Below are 25,755 nucleotides of genomic sequence, written 5' to 3'. Positions count from 1 at the left end.
GGGTCACGTGGTCCTCCGGAGTCGGGTCGACGGCCAGGCTACGCCGAGCCGGTGGCGGCTCGGTCCACGGTGGCCGTCGGGTCGCCGCGCAGCACCTGGTCCACGTCGAAGCGGATCGGCCGGTCGAGCTGGTCATAGCGGCAGGATCGGGGGTCGCGGTCCGGACGCCACCGAACGAACTGGGCGGTGTGCCGGAACCGTTCACCCTCCATCGCGTCGTAGCCCACCTCGACCACCAGCTCCGGACGCACCGGCTCCCACTCCAGGTTCTTCGTGCCGGTCCACCGGCTGACCCCACCCGGGATGCGTTGGCCACGCTCGTGGTCGCCGTGCACCCACGGGTGCTCGCCGCCGGTGTCCCGATAGGGCGCCAGCTCGTCGAGCAACTCGGCGCGGCGGGCCATGCTGAACGACGCGCTCACGCCCACGTGGTGCAGGACCCCGGCGTCGTCGTAGAGGCCGAGCAGAAGCGAGCCCACCACCGGGCCGGACTTGTGCCAGCGGAAGCCGGCCACCACCGCGTCCGCGGTGCGGGCGTGCTTGACCTTGAACATCAGTCGCTTGCCCGGCTCGTACGGCAGGTCGGCCGGCTTGACGATCAGACCGTCCAGCCCGGCGCCCTCGAAGACGTCGAACCAGCGACGCGCGGTGTCCGGATCGGTGGTGACCTGGGTGACGTGCATCGGCGGGCGCACCCCGGCCAGCGCCTCGACCAGACGTTCGCGGCGGCGCGGGTAGGGCTGGTCGAGCAGCGCCTCGTCACCGATCGCCAGCAGGTCGAACGCGACGAAGTCGGCCGGGGTGGTCTCGGCCAGCATCTTCACCCGGGACGCGGCCGGGTGGACACGCTGGGCCAGCAGTTCGAAATCCAACCGAGGTTGGCCGCTAGGCCCGTCGCGCCGAATCACGATCAACTCCCCGTCGACGGCGCACCGCTCCGGCAACTGCCGGCGGGCCTGCTCGACCACCTCCGGGAAGTAGCGGGTCATCGACTTGCCGCCCCGGCTGGCCAACTCGACCTCGTCGCCGTCGCGGAACACGATGCACCGGAACCCGTCCCACTTGGGCTCGTAGGTCACCCCCGGCGTGGTGGGCAGCTTGGGAACGCTCTTGGCCAGCATCGGCTCGACCGGCGGGTTGATCGGCAGGTCCACGCCGACCAGTCAATCAGACGGTACCGACAGTCGTGAGGCAGATCACCGTGGACGGCGGGGCGGCGTGTCCGCCTACGCGTCGCTCGTCCCGACCGGGCGAATCGAATAACCGCAGGTCAGAGCTACTTTCGCGAGGTGTCCGAGTGGGTCTGTGACTGCTGCGGGCGGTGGCGGGTGAGCGTCGAGCTGATCCGGGGCCGCTACCGCTTCCGGCTGACCCGCCGCTACCCGGAGAGGTTCGGCGGCGGCCGGAACGTGCTCGGCGAGGTCGGTTCGGTGCCCGAGCTGGAGGAGCTGTTGCGGCGGCGTACCCCGCTCACACTGGCCGACCTGCGCGAGGCCGCCTGATCCGCGCGGCGGCCGAGGACGGTGTGTGTGCGGCCGGGAACCACGGGTGCCAGGCCCGGTCTACCTCCACTGAGGAGGGTCGGACGGGATCGCACATCGGTGTCACACTCCTCCCGGCGGCCTCGTCTGCACCCGTGGCGGTGCCGAGCGGCGCCGCAGGGGAGGGGACACCATGCGGTTCGTAGCCGATGCCGAGATAGCCGCGGATGCCGAACAGGTCTGGGCGGTGCTGGTCGACGTGCCGCGCTGGCCCGAGTGGACGGACTCGGTGACCCGGGCCGAGCGGGGGGAGCCGGGGCCGCTCGCCGTCGGCGCGACCGCCCGACTGACCCAGCCGAAGCTGCGCCCGGCGGTGTGGCGGGTCACCGAGCTGACCGAGCGGCGGGAGTTCGTCTGGGTCTCCGCCGCTCCGGGCGTGCGGACCACGGGGGAGCACCGGCTGCTGCCGCTGCCCGACGGGCGTACCCGCGTCGAGCTGGTCATCGACCAGTCCGGTCCGCTGGCCGGCCTGATCGGCTGGCTGTACGGCGAGCTGTTCCGCCGCTACGTGCGGATGGAGGCCGACGGGCTCAGGCGTCGCTGCGAACGGGGCTGACGGCCGGCTTCTCCAGCACCGCCAACGAGATGCCGCGCGGGGACGGACGGTGCGCCACGATCCGGTAGCCGTGCCGCTCGTACAGCCGCAGGTTGTGAGCGCTGTCCGCTCCGGTGAACAGGGTGAACCGGGCCACCCGGCCGGCACAGGCCCGCTCGATGGCGGTGAGCAGCTGCGCCCCGACGCCCCGCCCCTGCTGGTCGGGGGCGACCGAGAGGCGGCCGACGTGCGCGGTGTCCCCGTCCAGGTGGGCCCGCACCGAGCCGACCAGCCGGTGCCCCAACCGGGCGACGAGCACGATGCTCGGGCCGGCCAGCACCGCCGCGACCTCGTCCACCGTCTCGGTCAGCGGAGGCAGGAACGGGTCGGTGTAGTGCTGCGCCTCGCTCAGGTACGCGACGCGCTGCACTGTGAGGATCTCGCCGGCGTCCAGGATGCCGGCCGGGACGATGTTCGCCTCGGCGCTCATCGGGGCAGCACATCACAGCCGCCGTCGCCATCGATGGGCGGCCCGACCGCGCCGGCCGTACCCTGGCCGTGTCCGGTCGAGGTCGAGGGGGAACGGTGGCCGAGCTGACGTACCCGGAGGTGGGGTCGACCCGGCACGGGCCGCTGCCCGGCGGGTACCACCACCTGCGCCACCGGTATCCGTTGCCCGACGGCTGCTTCGAGACGGCCGCCGAGGCGGTGTTGAGCTGGCGGTTGCACCGCGCCGCCGGTGTCCGGATGCGCACCGACGCTCCGCGGGCCACCGACGGTGTGCTGGTGACCGCCGGCCTCGGCGTCGGCCCGGCCCGCCTCTGGGGGCCGTGTCAGGTGGTCTGGAGTGCGGACTCGCCAACGCTCGCCGGTTTCGGCTACGGCACGCTGCCCGGGCACCCGGAGCGGGGCGAGGAGGCCTTCGAGGTCGTCCGCGACGACACCGGCGGGGTCTGGTTCGAGGTCCGCGCGTTCAGCCTGCCGGACCGCTGGTTCACCCGCGTCGGAGGTCCGGCGGTTCGGGCCGTGCAGCACACGTACGCCTGGTGGCTCGGGCGCACCCTACGTCGGCTCTGCGCGGTTCGCTGACCACCGCGGCGCCGGAGCGACCAGAAGGTCGTGGCGGCGGAGCGACTCAGAACCGGGCGAACGAGCGGATCGGGGCGCGCGGGCCGTACTTCGGTGCCCGGATGCCGGCCGCCTCCAGCAGCAGACACACCCGCCCTCGGTGACCTCGGAACGGCTCCAGCAGGGCCATCATCCGGGCGTCGTCGCCCCTCGGTTCGCCGGCGAGCGCCCAGGCCACCGTGTTCGGGATGTGGTAGTCGCCGACGCTGACCGCGTCGGGGTCGCCGTACGCGATCCGGACCACCTCGGCGGCCGTCCACGGCCCGATGCCGGGGATCGCGGTCAGCCGGCGGGTGGCGTCGGTGGCGTCGGTGCTGCGCTCCAGACGGTCGGCGAGCGCCGCGGCGCGACGGAGCGTGTCGGCGCGGCGCTGCTCCACCCCGAACGGGTGGAACACCCAGTACGGGGTCGCGGCCACGGCGGCGGCCTCGGGCGGCAGGAGCAGCGGCTGGAGCGGGCCGGGAGCCGACTCCCGGAAGTGCCGCACCATCGCCGCGTACGCCCGGTAGGCCTCCTTGCCGGTGACCTTCTGCTCGAAGACCGCGCGCAGCAGCCGGGGGAAGACCTCCCCGGTGGCGGGCATCCGTAGCCCTCGGTGCTCCCGGGCCAGACGGGCCACCAGCGGGTGCGCCGCGGCCAGTTCGGTGAAGCCGGTCAGGTCGTCGCGCAGCCCGGCGATCGCGTCGGCGCGGGCGAGGACGTGCTCGGCGCCCGGCCCGTACCCCTCCGCGAGCAACTCGCCGCCGGCCGGTCGCAGCGCGAGCGTCGCCGGCCCGTCCGGGGTGCGGGTGGCCCACCAGAAGGTGCCGGCCGCCACCCGGGCGCACGGGTCGTACGGGCTGAAGGTGAGCGCGCGGACCGAGGCGGCCAGCCGGTAGCCGGCCGGTGGGTGCAGCACCCTGGTCGCGGCGGGTCCGGTCTCGGTCACCCCGCTACTCTGCCAGGTCACGGTAGGGGCTGACGACCGGCCGTACCGGTCGCGCCCGGGGTTGAGGAGCTTCGCGGGGGTACGTTCGGCCGACCGTCCCGGTGTCGTTGAACCACCCGAATGGCCAGGATTATCTTGGCGAACAGGCGCATACCGCCCTTATGCCATTTTTGGCGGTGGGCCAGGTATCGATCATGTGGTTGTTTGATGGCCTGCAGGTAAACGCACTGCCCCGGGCCACCTGCGGCGGCCAGCAACTCCCACTCGCGGGAGAACCCGGTCCGGCCCGGAGACCGGTGTCCGTCGGCAGCCGCCACCAGGCGGCGCGCGGCCGACGCCGGATCGCCACGTAGTGCCAACGGGGGATCTGTGGAAGGGCATGCAGTGATGGCTGCGCGAGTCTGTGTCGAATCATCGCCAGTGGGATCTCACCCCGCTACCCGTTCGCAGGGCTGACGGGTGCCCGCCGACGGGGCGGCCGTCCCGAGCGGACGGCCCAGCGCATGATCGCTCTGAAGGTCTATCGACTCCTACCGTCGTCGGCACGGCGACGGCTGCTGGGTCTGCTGCCCGCACACCGGCGGATCGGCCTGGTGCAGACGCTCTCCCGACCGCGCGGCAGCGACACCGTGCACCACCTTGGCGCCCGGGTGGCAGTGACCGACGGTGGCGTTCGGACCCGGGCCGAGGTCGTCGCCACGGCGACCCCGTTGGAGCAGTGGCACCGCAACCTCACCGCCGTCACCACCGCGCTGCACGCCGCCGGCATCGAATACCACTGCATTCGTAACGACGACCACCTGCGCAGCACCGTCGCGGTCCTCGACGACCAACGGCCGGCGGTGCAACGCCTCATCCGCTCCGCGCCGGCACTCTCCGGCGCGGACGTCCGGGTGGTGCAGATCCAACCCCGTCGGGACCAACCGGACGCCGCCCCGACCGAGGTGATCCAGGTCTGCTTCCCGGTGACCGACGCCCGCGCCGGAGTCGTCCTCGGCGCCCAGTTCGCCTGCGAGATCGAGTTCTGGAGCCGGCACGGGGACATGGTCCGGGCACCCCGGCGCAACGGGGTCGTCGACGAGGCGCCCGCCCAGGCCCAGCCGGTCCGGGTGGCAGCGGCGCTGATGAGCCACTTCGTGCCCGAGGCCGACGACCACACCTACGGCACCCGGCGGGACCTGGCCGTCCGGGCGCCGGACCGGGTCGGCTTCCCGATCGACGCCGTCTACACCTGGGTGGACGGCTCCGACCCGCAGTGGCTGAAGCGGAAGTCGCTAGCGCTCTGCGCTCCGGACGGCCCGCTGCACGCGGTCGCCGCGAACTCGTCGCGCTACCACAACCGCGACGAGCTGCGGTATTCGTTGCGCTCGCTGCACAGCTTCGCGCCCTGGCTGCGGCGGATCTTCCTGATCACCGACAGCCAACTGCCGAGCTGGCTCGACCCGAGCCATCCGATGATCACTGTCATCTCGCACGCCGAGCTCTTCGCCGACCTCGGTGGCCGGTCGTCGTACAACTCGCACGCCATCGAGTCCCGGCTGCACCGCATCGACGGACTGGCCGAACACTTCCTCTACCTCAACGACGACGTGTTCCTCGGTCGTCCGTTGCTGCCGAACCACTTCTTCCACGCCAACGGGATCGCGAAGTTCTTCCCCTCCCCGGCCCAGTTCGGCCTGGGGGAGGCGAAGCCGGAGGACCCGCCGGTGAAGGCCGCCGGAAAGAACAACCGTCGGCACATCCAACGGCAGTTCGGCGTGACCATCACGCAGAAGATGAAGCACACCCCCTTCGCGTTGCGCCGCGGCATCATGCAGCAGATCGAGGGCATGCTGCCGGACGAGGTGACGGCCACCGCGCGGCACCGGTTCCGGCACCACGGCGACCTGTCCATCCCGTCGTCGCTGCACCAGTACTGGGCGTTCCTGACCGCGCAGGCCGTCCCCGGTGACATCGAGTACGAGTACGCCGACCTGGGTCACCCCTCGACCCCCGCCCGGCTGGCCGAGCTGCTGGCGCGCCGGCACCGCGACGTGTTCTGCCTCAACGACACCGACTCCGACCCTCGGTCGTTCGCCGAGCAGGAGCGGATGCTGGCCGACTTCCTGCCCCGCTACCTGCCCTTCCCCGCCCCGTTCGAGCTGCCGGACGACGTGGTGGCGGAGCGGCGGAACGTGGGCGCCGGGGAGCTGTGGCGGCGCTCGTACCGCCCGGTGCGGGATGCCCGCCGGAACGCCCCGGTCGACGCGCCCACCATGCCCAACAACATGCTCAACACGGTCACCGACTTCAAGGCCGTCCTCGGCTCACGAGAGCAACCGGGCCTGCGGCGATCCGATCCGTTTGGGGAGCGCCATGACGTCTGAGGGCCGTCCTCGGTCCATGGCCGTCATGGCTCACCAGGACGACGATCTCTACTTCCTGAACCCGCTGCTCGCCAGCCAGCTGCACCACAGCGCGACGCACCTGACGGTCTGCCTGACCGCCGGTGAGGCGGACGGACGTAACGCCCCCGGTGGGTCGGCGGCACACGCCGCGCTGCCGGTCGACTTCGAGGGCTTCGCGGCCGCGCGGTTCAACGGGCTCCGCTCGGCGTACGGGGAGATGGTTCTCGGCGATCGGAACGCCAAGTGGCGGCGTGCGGCGATCACCCTGGGTTCGACGACCGAGGCGGACCTTTCGACGCTTGTCGACGCCCCGTGGATCCGGTTGGTGTCGCTGAACCTCTGGTGTGCGCCGCCTCCCGGCTCGCCGGTCGGGGCCGGTTCGCTGCCACGGTTGTGGACCGGCGAGGCCGCCGTCACGCCCACCATGGTCCCGCTGGGTTCGCCGGTCTCCGGTTCGTTCGCCTACTCTCGCGAGAACCTGATCGAGGCGCTGCTGCACCTGCTGCGCGACGTCGAGCCGACGCTGTTGTGGACGATGGACCCGGATCCCGATCGTCAACTGCACGACAAGGCCAACCCCCAGCACGCCGACACCGGTGACTACTCCGACCACCTCGCCCACACCATCACCGGGCTGTTTGCGCACGAGGCGGCCCAACGATGGTTCGCCGAGGGTGGTGGCAGCGCCACGACCGTCGAGGCGTTCCGCGGCTACTACGTCCGACGGTGGCCGTCCAACCTCAGCCCCAAGGCGCGGGCACTCAAGCAGCGGTACAAGGACATCTACGGGTGGGCCGACGGCCGCCCCGCCGACGGACCCGTGGGTCACGGCGACCGTAAGGTCGGTGGCGACGCGATCGGCACTGGGAACGCCTCCGGAACCACGTTGCGTTATCCCGGCTCGCGAACGTGGGCTGCGGCGGGCCCGAACGGTGAGTTGTCGGCCTTCGCCGTACGGGGTGGCCAGGTGGTTCGCTGGCAGCAGGCCGGCTCGGGCCCGTTTGCCCCGAGCCAGGTGGTTCCCGGCGGCGGACTCCTTCCGCACGTCGCCGCGTTGGCCACCCCGAACGGCGACTGGCGGCTCTTCGCGGTGCGTCAAGAACTCACGGCAGAGCCCGATCGGCACGTCCGCGACATCTGGACAACTGTGTTGCCCGCCGCCGGCGACGCCACCGTTCGCTGGGAGTCGCTGGGCAACCCCGCCCGGCGCAATGCCCCGTCGGATCGACGGAACATCGGCATGCCGCACGCGGTCTCCCTGCCTGACGGCGGTGTCCTGTTGCTGGCACGGAACGCCGGCAAGGGACTGAGCGCCCGGCTGTACGACGGGACGTCCTGGACGCAGTGGCAGGACCTCGGTGGCCGGGACATTCAGGACGGCCTGGCAGCGGTCGTGGTGGACGACCACCACGTGGAGGTGCTGGCTGCCGGGCGTACCGGGATCGGACGTTGGCTGGTCTCCGTGCCGGAACTCGTCGCCGAGTACGCCCCGCTGGAGACAGAGGCGCCGGCAGGCCCGCCTGCCGTGACGCGGCTGCCCGACGGCGAGCGACTACTTCTGTTCCGGCGACGGGACTCGGCGTCCGTGTTGTCGTACCGTACGCGCGGCGCCGGCCGGGAGTGGGATCTGTCGACGGCCGCTGACCTCGGTGGTCACGGCGGTCCCGGCCCACTGACCGCCCGGTTCGTTTCCGAGGCGGGCGCGGTCCTGGTAGCCGTCCGAGACGACGCGTCCGGCTCCAGCGTGGCCTGGCTCGACCCGGCCGGGGGGACGCCCTGCCGCTGGCTGCGCGAGTCGACGCCGATCGTCGGTGGTCACGCGGTGCAGATCGACGAGGCCGGCTGCCCCGTTCTCCTGGCTGTGTCGACAGCGGGCGGACTCCTCGCCTCCCGACCGGACCGACTCGGATCGTCCTTGAACCCGATGAAGGAAGTGCCGTGAACAACACGCCGGTGGTACCGCAGCGCGCGGGAGAGCCATCCCGGACTGCCGAGGCGGCCAGGGCCGCGTCGGTGGGGAGCGTCGGACGAGACCTTCCCGCGCTTCGCGAGGTCCTGGTCGACGGTGGACGTCGTACCGCGCACGTGCATGCCGACCTGACCCCGATCCTGGGACGTCAGCTGAACGTCGACGCGGTGAGCGGCGCGCTGGACGCGCACGGGGTGGACTACTTCCTCGTCCGCGGCATGGACGACCGGACGCCGGTGATCGGCGTCAGCGAGGTTGATCGGCTCGCCACGCTGAGCGCACTGGAGAAGCTGGGTGGGGTCGAGACGTGCTACGTGAGCCAGGTTCTACCCCGGCCGCCGATCGTCGGCGGCCTCACCGACGCGTCGGAGGCGCCGGCCTGGACCGAGCTGTACGCCGCGCAGGCGATCAAGCTGACCTGGTTCCGCGCCGACCCGACCCTCAAGCTGATCCTGGGCCCCGCGTACGGCTGCGAGATCGAGTTCTGGAAACCCGACCGGTCGGCCGGGCTGCTCCGCTCGCCCCGGCCCAACCGGATGATGCGGGCGGTGGCACTGGAGGGTACTCCGGTGCAGGTGGACGAGCACCGGCTGACCCGCCTCGCCTCTCCGGCGAAGTGGCACCCACCCCGGCGTAGCCGCGCGGAGTTCGACCACCTGCTTCCGGACGACATCGACTTTCCCATCGACGTGGTCTACACCTGGGTGGACGGCGCGGACCCGGAGTGGCAGCAACGCCGGGCGAGCGTCCGTGGCGAGTCGCTGCACGCCGAGGCGGCGAGTGAGTCGCGGTACATCAACCGTGACGAGTTGAAGTTCTCGTTGCGGTCGCTCCACCTGAACGCCCCGTGGGTCCGCAACATCTACATCGTGACCGACCACCAGCGTCCGGCCTGGCTGGACCTCAGCGCCGGCAACATCTTCCTGGTCAACCATGACGAGATCTTCGCTGCCCCGGACGCCCTGCCGAGCTTCAACTCGTGCGCCATCGAGAGCCAGCTGCACCGCATCGACGGGCTCGCCGAGCACTTCCTGTACCTCAACGACGACATGTTCTTCGGTCGGCCGCTGGCACCGCAGACGTTCTTCCTGGCCAATGGCAACACCAAGTTCTTCCTGTCCCAGAACCGGATCCCGCTCGGCGATATCACCGAGCTGGACAGCCCGGTGGACGCGATGATCAAGAACAATCGGGCCCTGATCGAGAAGCGGTTCGGCCGCACCCTCACCCAGGGCTCCCAGCACGTGCCCTACCCGTTGCGGCGCAGCATCCTCGCGGAGATCGAGCGGGAGTTTCCGGTCGAGCACGAGGCCACCATGCGCAGTCGGTTCCGCAGCGCAAACGACCTGACCATCACGTACTCGCTGCACCACTACTACGCGTTCCTGACCGGCCGCGCGCTGCCCGGACGCGTCAACTACGGCTACGTCCAACTCGCGGTACCCGACCTCGAAGCGCGGCTGCGGCGCGCGGAGGCGCGGCGGGACTGGGACACCTTCTGCATCAACGACGCCTACTCGACGTTCGCCCAACTGCAACACCAGATGACCATCCTCGAGCCGTTCATGGAGGCGTACTTCCCGGTGCCGAGCCCCTACGAACTGAGGACCTCCGGGTGAAGTTCGCCTTCCTGATCCACAACATGTACGGCGTCGGTGGCACCAACCGAGCCGTGCTGAACCTGGCGACCGCCCTGGTGGGCCGGGGGCACGGAGTGGAGATCGTCTCTGTTTTCCGCCGCACCGACGAGCCGATGTTCGCCATCGACGACCGGATCGCGCTCGTGCCGCTGCTCGACACCCGACCCCGGCGTCCCGACCGAGCCGACCCTCGCCTCCGGGAGCCGTCCCTGCTGGTGCCGAAGAGCGAGGAGTTCCACACCCAGTACAGCCGGCTGACCGACGAACGGATGATCGACTACCTGCGCTCGACCGCGGCCGACGTGATTGTGGGTACCCGTCCGGGAATCAACATGGTGGTGGCGCGGCACGGCCCCGACCATGCGGTCCGCGTGGCGCAGGAACACATGACGCAGGATCTGATCGACGACGCGCTGAAGGAGGAGATCCGGCTCTCGTACCACCGGATCGACCTGGCCTTCACGGTGACGGAGGCCGACGCCGCTGCGTTCCGATCGGGCAATCCGGTGCCACACACCCGCGTCGTGGCACTGCCGAACAGCGTTCCCCAGCCCACCGTGCCGCCGGCCGACGGAACCAACCGGATCGTGGTCAGCGCGGGGCGACTCGACCCGATCAAGCGGTACGACCGGCTCATCGCCGCCTTCGCGCGGGTCGCCGGCGATCATCCGGGCTGGAAACTGCGGATCTACGGAGATGGTCCACAACGCCCGGCGCTTGTCGCGCAGATCCGCGAGCTGGGGATGTCCGACCAGGTCCAACTGATGGGCCGGCGCGAGGACATGTCCACGGAGTGGGTCAAGGGCTCGATCGCGGCGGTCTCCTCGGAGCGGGAATCGTTCGGCATGACCATCGTGGAGGCGATGCGGCTCGGCCTGCCGGTGATCAGCACCGACTGCCCGGTCGGACCCCGCGAGATCATCCAGCACGGGGTCGATGGTCTGCTGGTCCCGATGGACGACCTCGACGCGTACGCCTCGGCGTTGCGGACGCTGATGCACGACGACGATCTCCGGGCCCGACTGGCCCAGCAGGCGTTGGTGAACGCGGCGCGGTTCGACCCGGATACACTCGCCGACTCCTTCGCCCGGCAGTGTGACGCCGTGCTCGTCGAGCGGGGCCCGGCGCCCGGGCGTTCCTCGCGGGTCGCCCGGTCGGGTAAGGGGCCGCGAACCGGGCGTTCAGTGCTGGCACGCAGCGGTGACCTGGTTCGCGAACCCGATCTGGTCCGGCTATTGGGCGACCCGGTCCTTCGCGGGATCGCGGGTAGTGACCTGGCCCGTCGGGCGAGCATCGGGGCACTGGTGCGACTCTCCCGCATTCGGCAGGCCCGGGCCACCTCCGCCAGATTGCAGAAGGCGATCCGGCGGCGGGCCGCCGCTCCAGCCGCCGGGCCGAAAGTGGACTGTCAGGTGCTGCCGGACCACGGCCTCAGCCTGAGTATCGCCGCACCGGGCCTTGCCGCGGGCGCGCACCTGTTGCTGCGCGACCGGGACAGCGGGCACAAGGTGCGGGTGCCGCTGGAAGCACGGGACGACGGGGCACGCCAGGTGGCGGTGCTGCCCGCCGACGAGTTGCCGGAGGGCCGCTGGAACGCGTACCTGCAACCGCTGACGGGGGCGCGCCTCCGCCTGTGCCCGGACCGGATCGACACGCGGGTACTCGCCGGCGGTCACCGACCGGCGGATGATCCGGCCGGCGGGTACGCGGTCCGTTCACACCTGCCGTACCGCACGGCGGACGGCTTCCTGGCGGTGCGCAGCTGGGTCCGGGCAGAGCACGCCGAGGTGCGGCGGATCGCCCTCAGCGGTGAGCGGGTGTCGATCGAGGCCGTCTGGTGCGGATCCGGCATTCCCGAGCAGGCCGTGCTCCACCGACGGGGTCACCACGAGTGCGCGGTGTCTGTGCCGGTGGTACGAACCCGCGGCGGCCACCTGCGTATCGACGTGGCTGTCGACGAGTTGGCCGCACATCGACTGGGCCGGTACGAGGACTGGGATTTGTGGCTGCGGCAGGCCGGCACGGACCGTCAGGTCCGGTTGGGTTTGCTCGTCGACGACGTCGTCGACAAGAAGCTCGTCTACAACTACCCGGAGATCTACCTGGTGGACGATCCGGGGCTGGATCTTGTCGAGGAGGACCCGGCGCCGCTGCTGCGGGTCCGCCCGTACTACACCCGCGACAGCGAACTGTCGATCGTCGTCGTCGATCGCCCATGAGCACGGACACGAGGAGAAACGAGCGGTGACCGAGTCGAAGCCCCCGCCGGGGGAGGCACCCCGGGCGCTGGCCGAACCCACCGGGTTCGTGGAGGTCTACCGCCGGGTGCTCAGCCCGCAGACCCGGCGTGCCATCGCGACGAAGGTGAGCCCCCGGGCCCGGCACCAGCTGAAGCAGTGGGTCGCCCGGGCCGCCCGCGATGGTCACCTCTCCGAGCGCCGGGGCGAGCGGCTGGCCCGCCGCCAGCCGGAGTTGCTGGCCGGCGCGGACCGGGTGGTCGTCACCGCCGACCGGGGACCGCGGGTGGCCCGGATCGGGGCGACGGTCACCCCGCTGACGGCGCGGCTGGACAACCTCACCACTGTGACGGCGGCACTCGACGAGGCCGGCGTACCCCACTTCCGGGTACGCGGCGAATCCCACCGCTCGTCGATGGTCGCCGTCGACGCCGAGCACCGCGCGCGGGCGTACGCCGCACTCGCCGCCGCCTGTGGTCGGGTCCCCGGCTACGTCTGCGTGCCGGACGGCACCGGGCAGCCGGCCGCCGGCTTCGAACCGAAGACCTGGGACCGGCTGGCCGACGCCCCGGTGGTGCGGCTGACCTGGTACTGGACCGACCCCCAGCGGCGGCTGGTGCTGGGGCAGGAGTACGGGTGCGACGTCGAGTTCTGGACCCGGGACGGTGACACACTCGTCGCGCCGCGACCCAACGTCGTCGCCGAACAGGTGACGGTGGCGGCGCCTCTGGTCCTCGTACCGGAGTCGCGGTTCACCGGCCTGGCGCCCGCCGCCGCCCCCGCGACCGCCCGGACCCGTGCGGAGTTCGCCGCGCCCCGACCCGACGACGTGCCGTTCCCGGTCGACGTGGTCTACACCTGGGTCGACGGCACCGACCCGGCCTGGCTGCGCCGACGGGCCGAGGTGGCCGGGGTGCCGTACCACGCGGAGGCGGCGAGCGCGGCCCGCTTCCTCAGCCGCGACGAGCTGCGCTACTCGCTCCGGTCGCTGCACCTGTTCGCGCCCTGGGTGCGCCACGTCTACGTGGTGACCGACGACCAGGTGCCGACCTGGCTGGACCCGTCCGCCACCGGGCTGCGGGTGGTCAGCCATCGGGAGATCTTCACCGACCCGACCGTGCTGCCGACCTACAACTCGCACGCCATCGAGAGCCAGCTGCACCACATCGACGGGCTCTCCGAGCACTTCCTGTACTTCAACGACGACGTCTTCCTCGGCACCGAGGTGCTGCCCCAGGACTTCTTCCTGGCCAACGGCATCTCCCGGTTCTTTCCCTCGCCGGCGCTGGTGCCGCCGGGCCCACCCACCGCCGGGGACATCCCGTCGTCGGCGGCCGGGAAGAACAACCGGGCGTTGATCGCGGAGCGGTTCGGCACCGTGCTGACCCAGAAGATGAAGCACATGCCGCACGCGCTGCGGCGAAGCGTGCTCCAGGAGATCGAGCAGACGTTCCCGCAGCAGTACCGGCGGACCGCGGCGAGTCAGTTCCGCAGCATGGACGACCTGTCGGTCGCCTCGTCGCTGCACCACTACTACGCGTTCCACACCGGTCGCGCGGCACCGGGGAACCTGCGGTACACCATCGCCGAGCTGTCCCACCCGGACACACCCGCCCGGTTGGCGCACCTGCTCGCCCGTCGGGACCGGCAGGTGTTCTGCCTGAACGACGCGTTCTCCGTCGAGGAGGACCTCGACGCGCAGTTGGCGCTGCTCATCCCGTTCCTGGAGACGTACTTCCCGGTGCCGAGCCCGTGGGAACGGGCCTGAACCACCCCGGACACGACGGTGGCCGGTCGCGCCCTCCCCGGCGACGACCGACCACCGTGCCCTCGCGGGCGATCGGGCTCAGTACGAGTAGCCCGAGCCCCCGGCGTCGCTCGAACCGCTGTCCGCCGGCGGTGCGACAGCCTTCGGGGTGCCCTTGGGCAGGCAGCTCAGGTTCTTCTTGCCGTCCGGCTGGACCACGAACCAGGTGCCACCGACAGCCTGGCCCTTCCACTGGCCGGGCTTCTTGTCGCCGATGTAGCGGTAGACCGGCCAGCCGGCGATGGTGAGCTGACGGGTGCCGTCCTGCCGGGTCACGCTGCCGACCTTGTCGTCAGAGACGCCGGTGAGCTCCGGGTTGCCGTCGGTCAACGCCGGAGGCCACACCTCGGCGCACTTGTCGACGCAGTTCGACGACGGCGGGTCGGCGGTGTCCTTGTCGAAGCGGTACAGGATCCAGCCGTCCTGGTCGGTGACCACCTTGCCCATCCGGGCGACACTCTTACCGACCAACTTCTCGGTCAGGTCGACGTCCGCGGGCGGGGCGTCGGCGGCCGGCGCCTCCGCGGACGCCGAGACCTCAGGTTCAACCGTCGCGGTGGGCTCGGCCGCGGCGACGGCGACCGGCTCGGCCGCGCTCGAGTTCGCCCCGTCGTAACCCGCGGGAGCGCAGGCCGTTAGTGCGACCATCGCGCTCGCGACGATGACGGTCCGCTTCATCTGTGCCACGTGCCCTCCTCATTCTTGACAGTTCACCCATAGGTACGGCGGGCGGGCTGTCAAGGTTGAAGTAGTAACAGTGGTCAATTTCACGTAAATCTATTGAACCATTTCCGGCCGTCATGCGTGCGCCCCCGCGAGGCGGGCCGCCCGCAACGACAGATCGGCGCCGGTCATTGTGACAATGACCGGCGCCGATGCGGCAGAAACGCTTACATGGGTACGGTGACCAGCGGACTCGCCACGCCGTTGGCATCCACCGACTGCACCTGGAGCTGCTTGATGTCGGCCGGCAGAGCCGACGTCGAGGCACTCAGTTCCAGACCCTGCGGTCGGGTGTTGGTGCCGTAGCCACTCTCCGGAACCGACCAGGTCGAGATGACCTCCGTGGTGGCGTTCTTGCGCACCACCACCAGTCGGCAGATACGCGGGCCGGGCAGCTTCCGCAGGCTGAAATTGATCCGGGTGCCGTAGTCCTTCGTCACCAGGAACATGGTGGTCTGCACACCGGTCGTCGGGTCGGTCGCCTCGACCTGGTCACCCTCCTCCTCGGTGCCGCCCACACCCGGGCCACTCGGCGCGGCCGTCGGCCCGCTGGTCGGCGGATCGTTCGGTGCGCTCGGCGTCGACTCGGCGAGCACCCCCGGCGACTGCTCGTTGCCGGCCACGCTGGAGAAGCCGTACCCGGTCAGACCGCCGAAGACCACCACAGCGGCGGCCGTCGCGAGCAACTGACGAAACCGGGTACGCCGCCGGTCGGCCCGGACCGCGCCGAGCGTCCGGTCCAGCAGGGCCGGGTCGGTCGCCGTCTGCTCCAGCGCCATCATCGTCTCGCCGTCGATGTCGGAGAGCAGCCCGACCACCGGCACCATCGTCTCCAACTCGGCCGCGCACGCCCAGCAGGTGGCGAGATGCTCCTCGAACCGCTCAGTGTCCTGCTCGTCGAGCACACCGAGCGCGTACGCCGCGACGTCCATGTGGTCCGGCCGGCTCATTCTGTCACCCCCCGCTCCTGCAGAGCCGTGCGCAGCGCGCGCAGCGCGTAGTAGACCCTCGACTTGGCGGTGCCGAGGGGCAGCCCCAACTCCTCGGCGGCCTCCGGCACCGTCCGCCCCCGGAAGTACGTCGAGATCAGGATCTCCCGGTGCGACTGACTGAGCGTACGCAGGGCGTCCGCCACCGTCATGGTGCGCAGCACCCGGTCGGTGCTGTCCGCCTCGGCGAACGCGGTGAGGTCCCGGTCGTACGTCTCCGGCGGCCGGGCCTCCTGGCTGCGATGCTCGTCGATGGCGATCCGGCGGGCCACAGTGACCAACCACGGCCGCAACGAACCCTGCCCCTGCGTGCCCAGCCGGTGCGCGTTGCGCCAGGCCCGCAGCAGCGTCTCCTGGACGATGTCCTCCGCGCGCTGCCGGTCCCCACCGGTGAGGCGCATGACGAACATCAGCAACGGGCCGGCGTGCTCGGCGTAGAGCTGACGGATCAACTGGTCGGAGTGGCTCGCCTCGGTTGACGTCGCCTGATGGCGCCCGGGCGCCGGTCGCGGCGTCACCGGACCATTCTGGCGAGACGTCGCCCGCGAGTCGACCCCCCGGGCAGACGAAGTTGACCGTGACGAGGGTCGCGCCGACAACCAGTCAGCGCGTACCGCGTCGCCATGCCAACCGGCCGCCACCGCGTGCATGCAGACCTCCGGGATGTCCGTGACCAACGCCGGCCCACAAGGTGGGCCGCCCGGTGGTACGCAGCGCCGGCCCCAACGGATCAACAAACGGGGAAGAAATTTCCGCGCCGCCGTTGCTCGGACGGTCAGCGGCGCACCGAGAACAGCCCCGGCGGTGGCGGATCCGAGCCGGTCGCGTCGGCATCCCGCACGACAGGCGCACCACTGGCGAAGCGGTCCAGCTCGTCACCGGCCACCACCCGCCCGGGGAACCAGTCGCCGGCAGCACGTCTGGTCAGCTCCGGCACCGGGGGTGTGGACCGGCCGGCGACCAGCACCAGGTTGCCGTACCGGCGTCCGCGCAACACCGCCGCGTCCCCGACCAGACAGGCCTGTGGCAGCACCGAACGGACAGTGGCGACCTGCCCGCGGGCGTGCCGCAGCGGCGGGCCGTCGGCCAGATTCGCCAGGTACCAACCGCCGGGGCGCAGCACCCGGGCCACCTCGGCCGCGTACTCCACAGAGGTGAGGTGGGCCGGGGTACGCGCACCGGCGAACACGTCGGCGACCACCACGTCGTAGCTGGCCTCCCGGGTGGACGCCAGCACCGCCCGGGCGTCCTCCACCCGGACCCGCAACCGGGCGTCGGACGGCCACGGCAACGCCCGACGGACCAGTTCCACAAGCGCACCGTCCACCTCGGACACCCGCTGGGTGGACCCGGGCCGGGTGGCGGAGACGTACCGGGGCAGGGTCAGGGCGCCGCCACCCAGATGCAGCACCCGCAGCGGATCCCCGGCCGGTGCGATCAGATCCACTGCGGCGGCCAACCGCCGCACGTACTCGAACTCCAGGTGTGTGGGGTCGGTCAGGTCGACGTGCGACTGCGGCGCGCCGTCCAACAGCAACGTCCACGAGCCGGCCCGGTCCGGATCCGGCACCAGCTCCGCCAGCCCGGTGTCCACCTGCTCGACCACCCGGTCACCTGCCCGTTTACGCCCCACCGGAACCAGTATCCGCGCTCACCGGGCCGCGCGGGCCGCTGCGGTCAACGCGCGGTGCAGCAGCCGGGAATCGCCGAGCAGGGCCCGCAGCCGACGCTCCAGGCCGGCGATCGGGATCAGGTTCTGCGGGGCCCGCGGATCCTTGTACGGGGTGGACGCGAAACGCGGCAGGGTGACCAGCGACAGGTCGGCCAGCTCGATCGCCGCCTCGACGGGCAGGTCGGCAGAGCACTCCACCCGAACGATGCCCGCCCACGGCGCGCCGATCGCCACCGGCAGACGCAAATACCACGACCAACCACCCCAGGCGGTGCCGAGCCGGAACACCGGGGACCGCTCACCCGACGCCATCCCGGTCACCACAGCGGTCAACCGGGCATCCAGGTACTGGCTGTGCTGCGTCTTGATGTAGCCCAGGGTGCGCGGCAACTGCCGGCGACTACGCAACGGGCCGTCCACCACCAACAGGTCACCGTCGACCCGGGCGGCGTCCGACACCGCCACCTCCAACGCGGTCAGCGGACCCTGCACGGCGGCCGGCAGCTTCGCCAGCTCACCGGTGCCACCCACCCGGTGCACCGGGTAACGGATCGCGCCCGCCACCACATCCTGCGCCGACGGGCTCGCGGTGAACAGGCCCCGGCCCACCCGGGTGCCCGCCAACTGCGCCGCACCCCGGCCCAGGTCGCACCGGACCACCCCGGCGGCGTACGAGGCGGCCAACCCGGGAAACGACAGGCCGTCGGTCTCCGCCGTCCAGATGCTCGCGTCGATACGGCGGACCCCGTCGACCAGCAACACCACGTCGGGTGCCCGCACCCCGGGGCGTACCCCGATGGCCCGCCAGTCCACTGCGGGCAACTCCACGTCCGCGTCGACCTGGGCGCTGCTCGGCGCGGCCGGCCCGGCGGCGGACGCCTCGAACGACGCACCGTACGCCGGATCCCACGAATCCACGAAGAACGCGGCGTCGCTCACCGGCCGGCCCGTCCCATCCGCCGCGCTGCACTCCTCGCGCTCACCGGCCCGTCCGCTCCACGCGCGCGGACCGGGCATCCTTGCGCACCTCGAAGCGGACCGGGATCCGCTCGGCCAACGCCGGCACGTGGGTGACCACGCCGACCATCCGATCGCCCCGGGCCGCCAGGTTTTCCAGTGTCGCCGCCACCGTGTCCAGGGTGGCGGCGTCGAGCGTGCCGAAACCCTCGTCCAGGACGATCGACTCCAGGCTCGCCGCCGTGGTGGACATCCCGGCCAGCTGCTCGGAGAGCGCCAACGCCAACGCCAGCGACGCCTGGAACGTCTCACCGCCGGAGAGGGTGCGAACGCCCCGACGCAGCCCCGCGTCGTGGTGGTCGACCACCACGAACTCGCCCTTGTCGTGCACCAGCTCGTACTGCCCGGAGGAGAGCTCCCGCAGGATCCCCGACGCGCCGTCGACCAGCAGGTCCAACGCCTCGGCCAGCAACCACCGCTCGAAGTTGTTGGCCCGCAGGTGCCCGGCGAGCGCGCGCGCCACCTGCGCCTCCCGCTCGTGCCCGGCCCGCTGCTCGCGCAACGTCCCGGCCTGCTCGCGACGCTCGTGCAGCCGCCGCCGCTCGGCGTCGGCCCGCTCCACCGCCACTGTCGCCGCGTGCACCGGATCGTCTCCGACCGGCACGTCGGCGGCGGCGAAGATGCCCGCGATGGCCCGCTGCACCCCGTCGGCCACCGACTCGGCCTCCGCCACGGCGGCAGCCCGGACGGCCCGATCGGCGCGGCGGCGATCCGCCTCGGTCGTCGCCCAGTCGGTCAGCGCCGCCCACGCGGCGGCCACGTCGTCCCGATCGGTCGCCGGCGGGCCGAACCGGGCCAACCCGTCACGAGCGGTGTCGAAGGCCCGCCACGCCGCCCGCAGCCGCTCCTCGGCGGCGTCCACCCCGGCCCGGGCCTGCCGAGCGGTCTCGCGGCCGGCCCGGACCGCCGTCGCCGCCTCCTCCAGCGCGCGCCGCAACCGGGCGTGCTCGGCCAACTCCCGCCGCAGCACGGCCGGCTCGGCCGCGCCGGCAAGCTGACCGGCCAGCTCGGCCAGCCGGGCCTCCACCTGCTCCTGCCGGGCCCGCGCCTGCACCAGGAGCCGCTCCAGCTCACGCGCCGCCGTGTCCCGCTCCTGCACCGTCGCCTGCGCGGCCTTGGTCGCTGCCCGCGCGGCCTTGCCCGCCGCCGTCGCGGCGGCCACCGCCGAATCGGCCGGCACCGCCGGCACCTCGGCCACCGGCTGCTCGCACACCGGGCACGCCGCACCGGCATGCAGGTGCACCCGCAGGCTCACCGCCAGATCGGTGGCCTTCGCCTCCTCGTGCGCCCGGAAGGCCGCCTCCAACTCGGCGTCGGCCCGGTCGGCGATCACGCGTGCGGCGGCCAGGGCCGCCACCGCAGCGGCGTGCTCGTCGTTCGCCGTGCGCACCGCCGCGCGGACCGTGTCGGCCTCGCCGGACAGGCGGTCCCGATCGTCGTACGCCCGCAGCAGCAGCCGCAGCGCGCTCTCGTCACCGGCGCCGGCCAACTCGCCGCGCAGCTTCTCCTCCCGCTCCTCGGCCAGCGACACCCCGGTCGACGCCGCCTCGGCCTCGGCCCGCGCCGCGGCGACCGCCCGAGCGACAGCGGTCACCCCACCCGGCGCGCGCACCCCGGTCAGCACTGTCAACTCGCCGTCCAGCGCGGTCAGCGCCGCCGCGGCCTCCCGTGCGGTGACCCGGGCCGCCGCCAGCTCCGGCACCGCCTCGGCCACCGCGGCTGCCAGCTCGGCCATCCGCTCCACCCGGGCGTCGGCCTCGGCCAACGCCTCGTCGTCCACGCCTGTCAACCCGGCGAGCACCTGGTCGACCGCCTCCAGCCGGGCCTCCGCCTGCGCGGCGCGCGCCGTCGCCTTCTTCTGCACGTCCTCGTAGACGCCGAGGCCCAGCAGGTTGACCAGGATCTGTTGCCGCGTCGCCGGCTTGGCGTGCAGGAAGTCGGCGAACTGCCCCTGTGGCAGCACCACACAGCTGGTGAACTGCTCGTACGGCAGCCCGACCGCCTCCAGCACCGCCTGCTCCATCTCGGCGGGGGTGCCGGCCACCACCTCGCCGAGGTCGTCCGGGCTCAACCCGGTGTCCAGTTTGGTCACGTCGAAGCCGGCCGGCATCAACTGCAACCCGGCGTTCGCGGTCTTCACGTTGCCCCGGCCGTCCCGGCGGACCACCCGGGTCGCCACGTACCGGGCGCCGCCGGACTCGAAGACCAACCGCACCCGCGCCTCGGTCGCCGACGGCGCGAGCGCGTTCGCCAACCCTCGGGCACCACCCCAGCGGGGCACCATGCCGTAGAGGGCGAAGCAGATCGCGTCCAGCACGGTGGACTTGCCCGAACCGGTCGGGCCGATCAGCGCGAAGAAGTCGGCGTCGGTGAAGTCGACTGTGGTCTCGTCCCGGAAGACGGTGAACCCCGCCATGTCCAACCGCATCGGACGCATCAGTGCTCGACCTCCTCGAAAAGCTCGTCGAAGAGCTCCCGGACACCCTCGTCGGCGTGGCCCCGGCTGTCCAGGTAGTCGGCGAACAACTCCCGGGGCGAACGCCCCGACCGCTGGGCGATGCGCGCGCCACTGCCCGGCGCGGTCAACAGCTCCGGGTCGATCCGGATCTCCAGGGCCCGGGGGAGCAGCTCCTGAACCTCCTCGCGCAGGCCGGCGCGGGGTTGCTCCCGCACGTACACCCGCAGCCACGCGTCCGGTGCCTCGATCTCGGCGAGCTGGGCCAGGGTGCCCCGCACCGTCCGCAGCGCGCTCGCCGCCGTCACCGGCACCTCCCGCACCCGGGCGGCGGTGCTGGCTGTCACGTCGACGATCGTCACCGAGGGGATGTTCTCCTGCTCGCCGAAGTCCACAGCGAGCGGACTGCCGCTGTACCGCACCGGGCAGGGGCCTGCGACCCGCTGCGCCCGGTGCAGGTGACCCAGCGCCACGTAGTGCGCGGTGGCCGGGAAGACGGTGGCCGGAACGGCGTAACCCAACACGGTGTGCGCGTCGCGCTCGCCGCCACCGGTGGCCGCGCCGGTCACCGTCAGGTGCGCGGTGACCAGGTGCACCCGGTCCGGTTCGGTGAAACCCTCGGTCAGTCGCCCCAGCACCCGGCCCAGGTGGTCGGCGTACGTCTGGTTGGTCTCCGCGGCGGTCAGCTCGTACATCTCCAACGCGCGCACCGCGTACCGCTGGGACAGGAACGGCAACGCGGCCAGCCGCCACCGCTCGCCACCGGCGGTGGTGCCGTCGATGACGTGCTCGTCCGGGTTTTCCCGCACCCCACCGCGCAGCGTGATGCCGGCGGCATCGGCCCACGGGCGCAGCGCGTCCAGCGCCGGGCCGTTGTCGTGGTTGCCGCCGATCGCCACCACGTCCGCGCCGGTACGCCGCAGCGCCGTCAACGCCCGGGTGACCAGGCGGGTCGCCTCCGAACTGGGTGCGGCGGTGTCGTAGAGGTCACCAGCGACGATCACCAGATCCGGCTGCTCGGCACGGGCGATCTCGATCACCCCGGCGAGCACGGCCTTGTGCTCGTCGGCCCGGGACTGCCCCTTGAGCACCTTTCCCACGTGCCAGTCGGAGGTGTGCAGGATCTTCATGGCTGTGCTGGCCCCTAGCTAGAACGGGATGTCGTCGTCGGTGCTGCCGCCGCCGGAGCCCACCACGGCGAACGGGTCGGCGGACTGGGTGATCGAGCGCAGCGTCTCCGATGGTGCCCGGCCCGCCTCGGAGACCCGGGTGGCCCAGGCCGGGAACGGGAACTCCAGGCAGAGCGGCACCGGGATGTCCGGCTGGTTGACGAACATGGTGCCCGGCTTGGCCAGCAACGCCCGCTGGCGCTGCGCGGGCGGCAGGAAACCGTACTCCGGGCGGGACGCCTCGGCCGGGTCGAGGCGGCCGACCACCCGGATCGCCGAGTTGGTGACGATCCGCCGCTCCACCTCGCTCGCCGTCTGCTGTGCGCCGATCAGGATCACCCCGAGCGAGCGGCCCCGCTCGGCGATGTCCAGCAGGACCTCCTTGATCGGCGAGGAGCCCTCCCGGGGGGCGTACTTGTTGAGCTCGTCGAGGACGACGAAGAGCAGCGGCTTGGCGGTGCCGGACTTCTCCTTGCGCTCGAACTCGCTCTTGAGCGTCACACCCACCACGAACCGCTGCGCGCGGTCGGGCAGGTTGTGCAGGTCGACCACAGTGACCTGCGCCGACTCGCTCGTGTTGATCGAGTGGGGGCGACGGGTGGCAAGGTCACCGCGAATCAGCCGGGCCAGGTCCTTCTTACTGCCGATCAACCGCCGGGCGAACGCGTTGACGGTGCCCAGCCCCACCGCGCTGCCCGCCCAGTCGGAGCGGGTCTCGTCGTCGTTGAGCTGATCGACGATGTGGTCGACCAGGTCGCCGTAGGAACCCAGCCGGACCCCGTCGATGCTCACCCCGCCGTCGGCGGGCTGGGCGTAGCGGGCCAGGTGCGCGGCCACCGAGTGGACCACCATCGTGTACTGCTGGCGCTCGTCGTCGGCGTCGGCGAAGACGTACGGCAGCAGGCGGTCGGTGCAGAACTCGCTCAGCGTCCAGTAGAAGGCGTCGACGCCGGTGAGCCGGCTGCTCACATCCGGCGTGCCGGCCGCGTCACCGACCCGGGGCGGGGCGTAGACCCGTACGTCGGGGAAGGCACCGGCGCTCAGCCCGAGCTTCGCGTACGCCGCGCGGGTGGGCTCGTCGAGGCGGGTGTTGGGGTGGTCCAGGAAGAGCAGATCCTCACCCTTGACGTTGAAGATCAGCGCCTTGGCGTTTACCGCGTCGCCGCCCAGCACCCCGGAGCGGAACACCGAGTAGAGCAGGAAGGTGGCGAAGCTGGTCTTGGTGGCCACCCCGGAGATGCCGGAGATGGAGACGTGCGCGCCCCGACTGCCGTCGAGGAAGTCGGCGTTGAGGTAGACCGGGACGCCGTCCCGACCCATCCCCATCGGGATGCGCCGCTCCATCCGGTCGAAGTGCAGCGCGCGCGCCCGGGCGTCACCCTCGGCCCGGTGCACCACGGCGCCCGGCGTCGGCGGCACGTACAGCTCGGGATCGACCCGGGTGGTGGTGACCTCGGCCGCCTCCTGCACCTGCGCGGGCAGCGTGCCGTCGGCGATGGCGAACACGTCGGAGTCGAACTGGGCGCCCTCGTGCCGCGCGCGGACCTGGGTGACCACCCCGGCGATCGTCACGGGCTCCCGGTCCGGAAGCTCCCGTCGCGTGACCACCACGTCGTCGAGCTGGAGGTAGCTGCCGGGCGCCACGGCCGTCCAGAACTGCAACGGGGTGGCGTCGGCGGTGCCCAGCACCCGCCCGACCGCCTCGCCAGGGCTGTCGAGGTCGGCGTCGGTCATCGGGCGACTCGGGTCGGTCGGGCAGCACGGTCGGGAACCATGCTGTGCATCCTGCCCGAGGAGTACGACAGGTCGCCACGCGACGCGGCGGACGACACCATGCGCCGTCACACTCACGACGGTGGGTGTGTGACCGGGCGACGGCGGGTTACGGGCGGGCGTGGCGGAGCAGGAGGACACCGTCCTCGGCGGCGAGCACGTGCCGCAGTGGCAGGTGCCGGGGCGGTGCGGCGTCGCCGGCGGTGATCCGGCCCGAACCGGGCCCGGCCAGCAGTGGCGAGACGGTCAGGCACAGTTCGTCCACCAGGTCGGCGGCGGTGAGCGCGCCGAGCAGGTGGGGCCCGCCCTCGCAGAGCAGTTGGGTGAGCCCGCGTCGGTGCAGTTCGGCGAGGCCGGCGGCCAGGTCGACCCGCTCGGTGCCGCAGCGCAGCACGTCGGCGACGTCGGTCAGCCCGGCCGGCGGGTCGGCGTCGGCGTGGGTGAGCACCACCGGGCGGGTCGGCGCGTCGGCGAAGGCAGCCTGCGCCGGATCCAGGTCGAGCGAACCGGAGACGACCACCAGCGTCGGGTACTCGGCCAGCCCGTTGGCGCGACGCCAGGCGCGGCGGCGCTCGTCGAGGCGGACCGCCCGGTACCCCTCGTGTCGGAGTGTGCCGGCGGCCACCACCAGGGCGTCGCAGACCATCCGCAGCAGGCCGAACACCCGCTTGTCCGGCTCGCCGGAGAGCCCGGCGGAGTAGCCGTCCACGGTGACCGCGCCGTCCAGGCTGGCCACGAAGTTCACCCGCAGTCGGGGCTTGTCGGCGCGGTCGTAGAGGGCGGTCAGCGCGGCGTCGTCGATCGGCTGTGTCGACGGCTCGGGCCAGAGCCGCCGGATCGGAATTCCGACGGTCATTCGCCGGCCGGACCAGTGACCGGAGGGGTGGGTTCGGCGGTACGGTGCTGGCAGTCGCACCAGTTCCGGCCCGGGCAGTCGTCGTGTCGCCGGGCCCGGCACGCTCGGCAGATCATGCTGGCAGCCTAAGCCGCGGGAGGACAGGACAGCATGTCGCGTCAGATCTTCCAGCTGAAGATGTCCCTCGCCGGGACCCGCCCGCCGGTGTGGCGGCGGGTGCTCGTGCCGGCCGGCTACACGCTGGACCGGCTGCACCGTGTGGTGCAGCACGCGATGGGTTGGCGGGACTGTCACCTGCACTCGTTCGAGATCGACGCGATGCAGTACGGCGAGCCCGACCCGGATGGGGAGTTGGCGCTGCACGACGAGTTGGACGTGCGGCTCGACGCGGTGCTCGGCAAGGGCAGCCGGTTCTCCTACACGTACGACTTCGGCGACTGGTGGGAGCACGACCTGGTCGTGGAGGACGCGCTGACCGCCGACCCCGACGAGCGGTACCCGGTCTGCGTGGCCGGCGAGCGGGCCTGCCCGCCGGAGGGTATCGGCGGGCCGCCGGGCTACCAGGCGCTCCTGGAGGCACTGGTCGACCAGACCGCCCCGGTCGACCTCGTCGGCCCCCGTCAGGCGATGCTGCGCGACTGGGCGGGTTCCACCTTCGACCCGGGCAGCTTCGACCCCGACCGCGCAACCACCCTCCTCCGCCGCTTCTGCTGACCCGCCCGTCCCCTCGGGGGAGGCGTTGTCGATCAAGAGGTTGGCGTCAGCAGAGCCGCGATCCCTGACCGAAACCTCTTGATCACCCGGGATGGGCGGCGTTGTTGGTGGGGTAGGCGGGGCCGGAGTGATCAGCGGTAACGATCTGGGAACGCTCCCAACGCCCTATTGACACTCCCGTTACCCGCCGGCAATCTCATGGGAGCGCTCCCGGA

The 25,755-nt window shown here is 71.9% G+C and carries 21 protein-coding genes; 9 read left to right on the top strand and 12 right to left on the bottom strand.

From position 1 onward, the window contains the following. Positions 1–38: 38 nt before the first annotated feature. Complete coding sequence (locus OH804_RS19810; protein WP_196921746.1) at positions 39–1,154, bottom strand: ATP-dependent DNA ligase; 1,116 nt, start codon at positions 1,152–1,154, stop codon at positions 39–41. 135 nt (positions 1,155–1,289) lie between these two features. On the opposite strand from OH804_RS19810, the gene OH804_RS19805 reads away from it, so the two are divergent. Both OH804_RS19805 and OH804_RS19800 read left to right on the top strand, forming a co-directional pair. Then, positions 1,290–1,502, top strand: a complete 213-nt coding sequence (locus OH804_RS19805) for a hypothetical protein (protein WP_124858806.1) — start codon at positions 1,290–1,292, stop codon at positions 1,500–1,502. A 172-nt stretch (positions 1,503–1,674) separates the two neighbouring features. After that, positions 1,675–2,097 (top strand): SRPBCC family protein, encoded by a 423-nt coding sequence (locus tag OH804_RS19800; protein WP_406058739.1) that lies wholly within the window; start codon positions 1,675–1,677, stop codon positions 2,095–2,097. Here the strand turns inward: OH804_RS19800 and OH804_RS19795 are convergent. Then, on the bottom strand, positions 2,072–2,566 hold the full coding sequence (locus OH804_RS19795) for a GNAT family N-acetyltransferase (RefSeq protein WP_406058737.1): 495 nt from the start codon (positions 2,564–2,566) through the stop codon (positions 2,072–2,074). The two genes, OH804_RS19800 and OH804_RS19795, sit on opposite strands and share 26 nt — an antisense overlap. A gap of 95 nt (positions 2,567–2,661) precedes the next feature. Between OH804_RS19795 and OH804_RS19790 the strand changes: the two genes are divergently transcribed. Beyond that, entirely contained in the window at positions 2,662–3,165 is a 504-nt protein-coding gene (locus tag OH804_RS19790; protein ID WP_406058735.1) for a DUF1990 family protein, read from the top strand. Positions 3,166–3,211: 46 nt separating this feature from the next. On the opposite strand, the gene OH804_RS19785 is transcribed toward OH804_RS19790, so the two are convergent. After that, on the bottom strand, positions 3,212–4,132 hold the full coding sequence (locus tag OH804_RS19785; RefSeq protein WP_406058733.1) for a DNA-3-methyladenine glycosylase family protein: 921 nt from the start codon (positions 4,130–4,132) through the stop codon (positions 3,212–3,214). Positions 4,133–4,635: 503 nt separating this feature from the next. Here OH804_RS19785 and OH804_RS19780 point away from each other — a divergent pair. The 5 genes from OH804_RS19780 to OH804_RS19760 are packed head-to-tail and all read left to right on the top strand — an operon-like array spanning position 4,636 to position 14,133. Continuing rightward, on the top strand, positions 4,636–6,498 hold the full coding sequence (locus OH804_RS19780) for a stealth family protein (RefSeq protein WP_406058731.1): 1,863 nt from the start codon (positions 4,636–4,638) through the stop codon (positions 6,496–6,498). A 25-nt stretch (positions 6,499–6,523) separates the two neighbouring features. After that, on the top strand, positions 6,524–8,461 hold the full coding sequence (locus tag OH804_RS19775) for a PIG-L family deacetylase (protein WP_406058730.1): 1,938 nt from the start codon (positions 6,524–6,526) through the stop codon (positions 8,459–8,461). Next, positions 8,458–10,107, top strand: a complete 1,650-nt coding sequence (locus tag OH804_RS19770) for a stealth conserved region 3 domain-containing protein (protein ID WP_406058728.1) — start codon at positions 8,458–8,460, stop codon at positions 10,105–10,107. The genes OH804_RS19775 and OH804_RS19770 overlap by 4 nt, the downstream gene beginning before the upstream one ends. Continuing rightward, entirely contained in the window at positions 10,104–12,347 is a 2,244-nt protein-coding gene (locus OH804_RS19765) for a glycosyltransferase family 4 protein (RefSeq protein ID WP_406058727.1), read from the top strand. The genes OH804_RS19770 and OH804_RS19765 overlap by 4 nt, the downstream gene beginning before the upstream one ends. Before the next feature lie 25 nt (positions 12,348–12,372). Continuing rightward, positions 12,373–14,133 carry a stealth family protein gene (locus OH804_RS19760; protein WP_406058725.1) on the top strand — a complete coding sequence of 587 codons (1,761 nt, stop codon included), beginning with the start codon at positions 12,373–12,375 and terminating at the stop codon, positions 14,131–14,133. Between the two features lie 78 nt (positions 14,134–14,211). Here the strand turns inward: OH804_RS19760 and OH804_RS19755 are convergent, their stop codons facing one another. From OH804_RS19755 to OH804_RS19715, 9 genes are all read right to left on the bottom strand, one after another. After that, positions 14,212–14,859 carry a hypothetical protein gene (locus OH804_RS19755; RefSeq protein WP_196921756.1) on the bottom strand — a complete coding sequence of 216 codons (648 nt, stop codon included), beginning with the start codon at positions 14,857–14,859 and terminating at the stop codon, positions 14,212–14,214. Between the two features lie 203 nt (positions 14,860–15,062). Further along, a complete protein-coding gene (locus OH804_RS19750; RefSeq protein ID WP_196921757.1) occupies positions 15,063–15,845 on the bottom strand; it encodes an anti-sigma factor in 783 nt (260 codons plus the stop codon). Next, positions 15,842–16,534, bottom strand: coding sequence for a sigma-70 family RNA polymerase sigma factor (locus tag OH804_RS19745; RefSeq protein ID WP_196921758.1), 693 nt, complete (start codon positions 16,532–16,534; stop codon positions 15,842–15,844). The genes OH804_RS19750 and OH804_RS19745 overlap by 4 nt, the downstream gene beginning before the upstream one ends. Positions 16,535–16,659: 125 nt before the next feature. Then, positions 16,660–17,517 (bottom strand): spermidine synthase, encoded by an 858-nt coding sequence (locus OH804_RS19740; protein ID WP_406058722.1) that lies wholly within the window; start codon positions 17,515–17,517, stop codon positions 16,660–16,662. Positions 17,518–17,535: 18 nt separating this feature from the next. After that, entirely contained in the window at positions 17,536–18,573 is a 1,038-nt protein-coding gene (locus OH804_RS19735; protein ID WP_231392560.1) for a hypothetical protein, read from the bottom strand. Then, on the bottom strand, positions 18,536–21,010 hold the full coding sequence (locus tag OH804_RS19730; protein WP_406058720.1) for an AAA family ATPase: 2,475 nt from the start codon (positions 21,008–21,010) through the stop codon (positions 18,536–18,538). The genes OH804_RS19735 and OH804_RS19730 overlap by 38 nt, the downstream gene beginning before the upstream one ends. Continuing rightward, positions 21,010–22,158 carry an exonuclease SbcCD subunit D gene (locus OH804_RS19725; protein WP_406058718.1) on the bottom strand — a complete coding sequence of 383 codons (1,149 nt, stop codon included), beginning with the start codon at positions 22,156–22,158 and terminating at the stop codon, positions 21,010–21,012. Before OH804_RS19725 ends, OH804_RS19730 begins: the two co-directional genes overlap by 1 nt. 18 nt (positions 22,159–22,176) lie before the next feature. Next, positions 22,177–23,931, bottom strand: coding sequence for an ATP-binding protein (locus OH804_RS19720; RefSeq protein ID WP_406058716.1), 1,755 nt, complete (start codon positions 23,929–23,931; stop codon positions 22,177–22,179). Positions 23,932–24,079: 148 nt separating this feature from the next. Continuing rightward, entirely contained in the window at positions 24,080–24,826 is a 747-nt protein-coding gene (locus tag OH804_RS19715) for a pyrimidine reductase family protein (RefSeq protein WP_406058714.1), read from the bottom strand. Between the two features lie 150 nt (positions 24,827–24,976). Here OH804_RS19715 and OH804_RS19710 point away from each other — a divergent pair, with 150 nt between their 5' ends. Continuing rightward, positions 24,977–25,540: a plasmid pRiA4b ORF-3 family protein gene (locus OH804_RS19710; RefSeq protein WP_406058712.1), complete on the top strand. Its 564-nt coding sequence runs from the start codon at positions 24,977–24,979 to the stop codon at positions 25,538–25,540. The last annotated feature ends 215 nt before the right edge of the window (positions 25,541–25,755 follow it).

Origin of the sequence: Micromonospora sp. NBC_00860 (assembly GCF_045207375.1) — a bacterium.
GTDB classification, from domain to species: Bacteria; Actinomycetota; Actinomycetes; order Mycobacteriales; family Micromonosporaceae; genus Micromonospora; species Micromonospora vinacea.
Note: the sequence above shows the minus strand (reverse complement) of the source record. Positions and strands in the feature narration are given on the sequence as shown.